This is a genomic window from Chthoniobacter sp., assembly GCF_040003245.1.
Classification (GTDB): domain Bacteria; phylum Verrucomicrobiota; class Verrucomicrobiia; order Chthoniobacterales; family Chthoniobacteraceae; genus Chthoniobacter.
The window spans coordinates 1-5,970 of the sequence record NZ_JBDUCX010000332.1 but is presented as its reverse complement, the minus strand read 5'-3'; the positions used below and the strand labels follow the sequence as shown (position 1 = coordinate 5,970).

The window sequence follows — 5,970 nt, the reverse complement described above, 5'->3', positions numbered from 1 at the left end:
TTGAATTCGAATGCAATTCTCTCGATGATTGCTCCGATCGACGCGAACTACGCGGGTATGACCAGCGACGCGAAACCAGGACCCCACGTCTTGCTCCAGGTCGAAGACAACGGCCAGGGGATCTCGCCGGAGATCATCGAAAAGATCTTCGACCCATTTTTCACCACCAAGGAAATTGGCAAAGGTACCGGGCTTGGACTGTCCACGTCGCTGGGCATCGTCAAAAGCCACGGCGGATTCGTTCACGTTTACAGCGAACTGGGGAGTGGCACGACCTTCAAGGTTTACCTCCCAGCGCTCTCCGAAAGTTCGCTAGAGTCAGGCGTCCGAGTGGAAGCAGAATTGCCGAGGGGCAACGGGGAATTGATCCTCGTGGTCGATGACGAATCCTCCGTGCGCCAGATCACCAGGCAAACCCTGGAAAGTTTTGGCTACCACGTGGTGGAAGCTGCGGACGGCGTGGAGGCGATTTCCATATTCACCTTGCGAGGAAAGGAGATCGCCGCCCTGCTGACGGACATGATGATGCCCGTCCTGGATGGCCCGGCAACCATTCAGGTCTTCCGGCGGCTGAATCCCGATTTGCCAATTATTGCGGCGAGCGGACTGGCTGCCAACAGCGAGACGGCAAAGGTCGCCAGCCTGGGTGTGAAACATTTTCTGCCGAAGCCCTACACAGCGGAAGCACTCCTGAAGACATTGCGGCAGGCCTTGGGCCGGACGAAACGCTAATTCCGGTAGCAAAGCAGGATGACCATCCGCGTGCGCGTGTCACCTGGAGATAAATTGCTGACCCACCTGCGATTCTTGCCTGGCGTCTGGCCCTTGCGGGGGAGACGAGGTGCCTCCCCGCCGTCCCGCTAGGCTCTCGGCCCGCGCGCCCTGCGCCCCGAAATCTTCACCGCGGGATACAAACCGGGGCAGCAGCCCATCTGCTCGACGAAGGCTTTATTGAAGGCGCTCAGACTGCTGTAGCCGACGCTCATCGCGGCTTCGGTGACGTTCGCCTTGCCCGTTTGCAAGAGCTCGGCGGCGCGCTCGATGCGCTTGGTGCGCAGGTAGCGCGGGATGCTCATGCCGGCCTGCTCGGCGAAGACGCGGCTGAGATGAAACGGGCTGCAATCGACTTCCTTCGCCAGCATCTCGAGCGAGGGCGGATTCTCCAGGTCGCGCTCGATGAGGTAGCGCACGCGATCGATGCGTTCGCGGTTTTGCCGCTGGTGGCGATGGCAGAAGAGCTCGGTGGCGGTGTCGGCGACGAAGAGGGTCTGCGCGAGGATTTCGAGGACCTTGGCGCGATACCACATGGGGCGCGCGGATTCGGGGACCGGCGGCTGGAGGAGTTCCATGCGCGTGCCGAGGAGCGAGGGCGGCAGCGGCATGATCTCCAGCCACGCGGGCGGCGCGCCCGTGCTGTCCATGAAACGGCAGACGGGCTCCTTCAAGCGCTCGCGGTTGGCATCGAAGTGGGTGCGCAGGAATTCACGGCCCATTTCCAAGGTGAGAAAGCGATGCCACGAACCGGCGGCGCGCTGCGCCTTCGGCCGGCCCGGATGCGTGGTGTAGAGGGCGACCTGGCCCGCTTCGATGCGCTGCGCGGCGGCGCCATCCTCCAGCGTGCCGGAGCCGGAGAAGTTGAGGCAGATCTCCAGGCATCCGGGGTGAAAACTGCGCGCCCAATCCATGTCGGCGTCCACCCGGAAGTCGTGCCATTCGATGCTCACCCCACCGCCAAAGAAGCTACCGTCCAGCGGTCGCCAGACGCCGTTCACCCCCTCCCAAACCGCCTGCTCCGTGAGGCGCACGGTGGCCGCCGCCGACCCTGGCGCCGTCGGACGGAAAGAGGCAGGCGAGGGCGAAGGAGTATCCGGCCAGAGCATTTGATGAGATTAAGTCTCAATAGCAACCTGCCGTCAACCGCTTTTGGGAATGGGTAAGGGCGGCTGCGCGCGATCAGCCAAGTCCCATGGGCCCTATTGGCTCCATGGGGTGCATTGGCTGTGTGGGCTCCATTGGCTCCATTGCGGAATACGCCCCTTTTTCCGCCTTTTTCCGCGTTTCCCGTCCTTGGCTAAAAGCCCATCCCGGGCGGTAGCCCCATGCCGGCGGTGAGCTTGCCCATCTCGGACTGCTGGAGCGCCTTGCCCTCCTCGATGGCTTTTTGCACACCGGTCAGGATCAGGTCTTCGAGCGACTCCACGTCCTCGGGGTCGACCACGGTCTTGTCGATCTTGATGGAGAGCACTTCGCCGGCGCCGTTGGCGGTCACGGTGACTTTGCCACCGCCCGCAGTGGCGGTCACGGTCTTGTCGGCGAGTTCGGATTGGGCCTGCGCCAGTTGCTCCTGCATCTTGGCGGCCTGCTGCATCATTTTCTTGAGGTTCATAATGGTGTTCGGTTTAGGCGGGGAGGATTTCGGCTTTGAATTCGGCGAGGGCTTTCTGGATGAGCGGGTCGTTCTTGAAGGCTTCCATGGGATCGATCTTCGGCTCGGGCCTGGCCTCCTCGCGCGCCAGTTTCTCGACCACGAGTCCCGCCTTCGTCTCGGTCTTGATGGTGAGTGGCGTGCCCGCCAGTTCGCTGAGCACTTTTTCCAGGAAGGTGCGATTGTTGCCCCGCTCGCATGAGTCGCGCGCAAGCCCGGCCTCCGGGGGAAAGGCAAACACCGCGACGCCTTTGGCGATCTCGGCGAGTTGCCCGGCCTCGACCCATTCGGAAATCAGCGGCCGTTCCTTGCGGACGCGCGCGATCAACTGCGGCCAAATCGTCTCCGCGGAAACGGCCGGCGCTTCCGTGGGAACTGGCTTCGTTTCGGGCTGCGGTGCCGGCTCCTCGCTCACCTTGGCCACCGGCTTGGGTGCTGGTGGGGGTGCGGGTGCTTTCTTCTCGTCGAGCGAAGCGGCAACCACGGCACTCAGTGAAGGCTTGGCCGCCGGCGGAGGCGCGATGGGTGCGGGCTTGGGCTCGGCTTTCTTTTCCAAGGCGGCAGGCGGCGGAGTCTTGGGCGTGGGCGTCTCCACCTTCCTGACCGGGCGCTCCGGAAGTGCGCCGCCGCCGCGCATCGCGGTCAGCGTATCCAGCACCTCGGTGAGCGTAGCCTGGCCGAGCGTTTGGATCGCGCGGATCGCCGCGATCTCGAAATGCATCTTCTTGTTCGCCGCCCATTTCATCCGGCCCTCGGCGTCGGCGAATTGCTCGATCAGGGCCAGTAGCTTGTCCGACCCCACGCGCCCGGCCTGCGCAGTGAGTTCGGCGACGGCCTCGGCGCTGAGATCCTCGTGCAAAGTCTCCGGCGCGCTCTGCGCGACCAGCAGGTTGCGCAAGTGCTCGATGAGATCCGACATGAGCCGGCTCAGGTCCTTGCCCGCTTCCGCCTGTCCCTGGATCGCGGCGAGTGCGGCCCCGGTCTGGCCCGCAATGAGATGGTCGCACAGTTCGGCCACCGTCTGCCGCGCGGTGAACCCGAAAATATTGAGCACGTCCTGCTCGCCGATCTTCTCGCCGCAAAAGGCCACGAGCTGGTCGAGCATCGACTCCGCGTCGCGCAAGCCACCCTCCGCACCCCGCGCGATCGTCTCGGCAGCCGCCGGCTCGAGCGCGATGGCTTCCTTGCCCGCAATGTAGAGCAAATGCTGCGCGATCTGCGACGTCGGGATGCGCCTCAAGTCGAACCGCTGGCAGCGCGAGATGATCGTGGTCGGCACCTTCTGCACATCGGTCGTCGCGAAGATGAATTTCACGTGCGCGGGCGGCTCTTCCAGCGTCTTCAGCAGGGCGTTGAACGAGGAATTCGAGAGCATGTGGACCTCGTCCACGATGTAGAGTTTGTAATTTCCACGCGTGGGCGCGTACTTGACGTTGTCGATGATGATCTCGCGGATCTTGTCGACCTGGGTGTTCGACGCCGCGTCGAATTCCATGACATTCAGCGAATTGCCGGCGGCGATCTCCTTGCACATGTCGCACACGCCGCAGGGATTCGTGGTCGGCGCGTTGATGCAGTTCAGCGCCTTGGCGAAAATGCGCGCGGTGCTCGTCTTGCCCGTGCCGCGCGGACCCACGAAAAGATAAGCCTGTGCGAGCCTGTTTTGCTCGATCGCGTTCTTCAACGTCGTCACGATATGCTCCTGCCCGACGATCTCGTCGAACGTCTGGGGTCGGTATTTGCGGGCGAAAACCGTGTAGCTCACAACAGCAGGCTAAATGGGTCGGCACGGATTGAAAAGGGGCGCGCGTAAAATTTTCACACTCGGCCATTGGCAAAAGGCGCGATGCGGTGCTTCCCTGCCCCCATGCTCGGCAACCTCATCGGCCCGGAAATCAAAGAACTCATCGAAGAGCGCAATTTTGCGGCGCTCCGGGAGGCCTTTTCCGACTGGGCGCCGGCCGACATCGGAGAGTGCCTGACCGAAATCCCAGAAGACGAGCAGGCGATCGTCTTCCGTCTGCTGCCCCATGCCATGGCCACCGAGGTCTTCGAGTACCTCGATACCGAGGCCCAGGAAAAGATCCTCAAGGCCATGGGCCACATCGAGGCCGCGCGCATCCTCAACGACATGTCGCCCGACGATCGCACGGCGCTGCTCGAGGAACTGCCGGGCGCCGCCGTGGCGCAGATGCTCCAGTTGCTTTCGCCCGAGGAGAAAGCCGTCGCCCAATCGCTGCTCAACTATCCCGACGGCACCGTGGGCCGCCTAATGACGCCGGAGTTCGTGACCGTGCGCGAGTCCTGGACTATCGCCCAAGTGCTCGACCACGTACGTGAATTTGGCCGCGATTCCGAGACACTCAATGTGATCTACGTCACGGATGACCACGGCCGCTTGATCGACGACGTCCGCATCCGCGAGTTCCTCATCCGACCCACGACCACGCTGGTTTCCGAATTCCGCGACCACCAATTCGTCGCCTTGCGCGCGACGGACCAGGCGAGCGCCGCTTACGACCTTTTCAAAAAGTACGACCGCGCCATTCTGCCGGTCATCGATTCGGAGGAAAAGCTGCTCGGCATGGTCACGGTGGACGACATCCTCGACATCCAGGAAGAGGTCACGACCGAGGAGATGCAGAAGATGGGTGGTATGGAAGCCCTCGACGAGCCTTACACAACCATCGCGCTGCCCCGCATGATCAAAAAGCGCGCGACGTGGCTGATCATCCTCTTCCTGAGTGAAATGCTTACGGCGACGGCGATGCAGAATTACAACGAAGAGATCGCCAAGGCCACGGTGCTGGCCATGTTCCTGCCGCTCATCATGTCGAGCGGCGGCAATTCCGGGTCGCAGGCCACCACACTCATCATTCGGGCGATGGGAGTCGGCGAGGTGCGCCTGCGGGATTGGTTTCGCATCATGCGCAAGGAGCTTCTGGCGGGACTGTCTCTGGGTGTGATCCTCGGCCTTATTGGCTTTTTCCGGATTTCGCTGTGGCAGTTTTTGCATATTTTCGACTACGGGCAGTACCACTGGGTCATCGCCCTCACGGTCGGCGTTTCCCTGATCGGCGTGGTCATGTGGGGTTCGGTGACCGGCGCGATGCTGCCTTTTGTTTTGCGACGCTTCGGGCTGGACCCCGCCGTTTCCAGCGCTCCCTTTGTCGCGACGCTGGTCGATGTCACCGGGCTGTTGATCTACTTCAACGTCGCGCGGGTCATTCTCCACGGTACCCTGCTCTAAAACCCGGGCTATTGCGTCGGCCGGAGCAGACTCTTCGCGCCGACCACATTGAGGCAGGTCACGGCGCCGTTTTCGTTCATTTCTTCTTCGCCGATACCGGTCACGATCGCCGTCAGACGACCGTGCGCATCCACCACAGGGGCGCCGGCAAATCCCCGACTGACGACCGCAGTGTCGTAGGCGATTTTCGTCACGTCCCCTTCCAAGCCCACTTCCTGCGCCGTGCAAGGAAATGCCCGCTCTGAGCCTGTATCGATTTTTCGGACAGAATTGGGTAAGCTGAAGCAGACGACTT

At 62.4% G+C, this 5,970-nt stretch carries 6 protein-coding genes; 2 read left to right on the top strand and 4 right to left on the bottom strand.

The window, feature by feature from the left end; genetic code table 11:
• The coding region (locus ABJF10_RS28640) for a response regulator (protein ID WP_348548025.1) at nt 1-732 on the top strand (732 nt) is incomplete at its 5' end.
• Between the two features lie 128 nt (nt 733-860).
• On the opposite strand, the gene ABJF10_RS28635 is transcribed toward ABJF10_RS28640, so the two are convergent.
• From ABJF10_RS28635 to dnaX, 3 genes are all read right to left on the bottom strand, one after another.
• Complete coding sequence (locus ABJF10_RS28635) at nt 861-1,880, bottom strand: AraC family transcriptional regulator (RefSeq protein ID WP_348548024.1); 1,020 nt, start codon at nt 1,878-1,880, stop codon at nt 861-863.
• A gap of 191 nt (nt 1,881-2,071) precedes the next feature.
• On the bottom strand, nt 2,072-2,386 hold the full coding sequence (locus ABJF10_RS28630; RefSeq protein ID WP_348548023.1) for a YbaB/EbfC family nucleoid-associated protein: 315 nt from the start codon (nt 2,384-2,386) through the stop codon (nt 2,072-2,074).
• Between the two features lie 13 nt (nt 2,387-2,399).
• Complete coding sequence (gene dnaX, locus ABJF10_RS28625; RefSeq protein WP_348548022.1) at nt 2,400-4,190, bottom strand: DNA polymerase III subunit gamma/tau; 1,791 nt, start codon at nt 4,188-4,190, stop codon at nt 2,400-2,402.
• A gap of 102 nt (nt 4,191-4,292) precedes the next feature.
• Between dnaX and mgtE the strand changes: the two genes are divergently transcribed.
• Complete coding sequence (mgtE, locus tag ABJF10_RS28620) at nt 4,293-5,675, top strand: magnesium transporter (protein WP_348548021.1); 1,383 nt, start codon at nt 4,293-4,295, stop codon at nt 5,673-5,675.
• Nucleotides 5,676-5,683: 8 nt separating this feature from the next.
• Here the strand turns inward: mgtE and ABJF10_RS28615 are convergent.
• A partial coding sequence (locus tag ABJF10_RS28615) for a hypothetical protein (protein WP_348548020.1) occupies nt 5,684-5,970 on the bottom strand: 287 nt, incomplete at its 5' end.

Coding starts and splice junctions, on each gene's coding strand:
- ABJF10_RS28635 (WP_348548024.1), bottom strand. CDS start 1,880: ATGCTCTGGCCGGATACTCCTTCGCCCTCGCCTGCCTCTTTCCGTCCG.
- ABJF10_RS28630 (WP_348548023.1), bottom strand. CDS start 2,386: ATGAACCTCAAGAAAATGATGCAGCAGGCCGCCAAGATGCAGGAGCAA.
- mgtE (WP_348548021.1), top strand. CDS start 4,293: ATGCTCGGCAACCTCATCGGCCCGGAAATCAAAGAACTCATCGAAGAG.